The organism is Allosphingosinicella sp. (genome assembly GCF_036403745.1).
Classification (GTDB): domain Bacteria; phylum Pseudomonadota; class Alphaproteobacteria; order Sphingomonadales; family Sphingomonadaceae; genus Allosphingosinicella.
Genome location: NZ_DASWQI010000024.1, coordinates 1 through 1533 on the forward strand (window position 1 = coordinate 1; position 1533 = coordinate 1533).

The 1533-nt window shown below is 66.3% G+C and carries 2 protein-coding genes; one reads left to right on the forward strand and one right to left on the reverse strand.

All coding sequences use genetic code 11. The features are described 5' to 3' along the window. The first annotated feature begins 390 nt into the window (after positions 1-390). Positions 391-1236, forward strand: coding sequence for an IS1595 family transposase (locus tag VGC56_RS02740; protein WP_464123110.1), 846 nt, complete (start codon positions 391-393; stop codon positions 1234-1236). 87 nt (positions 1237-1323) lie between these two features. On the opposite strand, the gene VGC56_RS02745 is transcribed toward VGC56_RS02740, so the two are convergent. Then, positions 1324-1533: hypothetical protein (locus VGC56_RS02745; protein ID WP_464123112.1), on the reverse strand; the 210-nt coding region annotated here is incomplete at its 5' end.

Consider the following 1533-nt stretch of genomic DNA (forward strand, 5'->3'; position numbering starts at 1 on the left):
CGCATGCCTGCAACCGAGTACCGCGCCGCCCGGACCCAGGCCTTCGAGGCGTGGCATGAAGTCTGCGGCATCAAGGTGGCTGCATAGCCCGTATCACCCCTGTTCGCCGTCCAGCTCGCCCAGCTCTCGTCTCGCGCCCAACAAGTTGACGGTGCCAAGCGGGATCGTGCACGAAAAACGGCTCACGTCGCATCCGCTAGGCGACGCGTGATAGTAGTGATATAGCTTTCTCCTCTCGCGATGCATTTTCACAGAAGCGGATTCACCATGTCGAAGAGCATTGGTTTCGAGGAGATCCTGGCCGGGGCGTTGCGGCTATCGTCCGATCAGGTCGAGCAGCTTCACCGGGCGCTGGATGCTGCGACCTCGGAGGAGGCGGTTCTGGCGTCCTTGGACGGGTTGATCGGCGCCGACCGCACTTGTCCCTGGTGCGCAACACCGGGCGCGGTGAAGCGCGGCCGGCTCAACGGGCTGATGCGCTATCGCTGTGAGGCCCCCGCGTGCGGCAAGACGTTCAATGCGTTGACGGGGTCGCCCCTGGCGCGGCTGCACATGCGCGGCAAGTGGGTGCTGTTCGCCCAGGCGCTGCTCGCCGGCGACACGATCGAGCGCGCGGCCGAGCGCTGCGCGATCGACCGCACCACGGCGCTGCGCTGGCGCCACCGGTTCCTGGGCACCGCGGCGCGCAAGGCCAAGGGCGAGACGCTCGGCGGCGTCATCGAAGCCGACGACATGGTGGTGCGGGTCAGCCGCAAGGGCAGTCGCAAGCCCCTCGGCCGCGAACCGCGCCGCCGCGGCGGGACCCAGGAGCCGGGCGGCAAGGACCACGCCTGCGTCGTGACCGCGTTCGGCCGCGACGGCGGGGCGGTCATGGCGGTGTTCGAGCGACTGCCGGCCGGCGCGATCCGCTACACGCTGTCCCACCGCCTGCGCCAGGGCGCGGTGATCGTCACCGATGCCGCCAAGAACTTCATGTCCGCCATACGCAAGATGGGCGTCCGCCATGTCCGGCTCAACATTGCCGCCGGCGAGCGCACCCGCGGCATCTTCCATCCTCAGGGCGCCAACAACGCCCACGGCGCGATCCGCGATTTCCTACGCCCATACCGTGGTGTTGCGACCGTGCATTTGCCGCTCTATCTCGAACTCTATCGGTTGATCAAGCGCGAGAAGATCAGAACTCCATCCGATCTTCTTGCCGCAATCTTCGCTGGTGCGCGAATACTTCATGCCTAGCGGATGCGGCGTGAGCCTAAATATGAGGGGAGGCAGCAGCCTCCCCTTTTCGTTCTGGACGTCGTTCTGTCAGATCATGTCGACCTACTAACTACACCCCGTCGTCCCCCCGCAGGTGTCGCATTTCAGGCAGGTCCCGTTCCGCACCAGGGTCAGGTTCTGGCATTCCGGGCAGGGATCGCCCTCGTAGCCGCGGGCGCGGGCTTCGCGGATCGCTTCGATCCGGCGCTCGTGCGTGTGATTGTGATGAGTTTGCGGCTCGGCATAGGCCACGGCGACGGCCTCGCTGCCATAGGC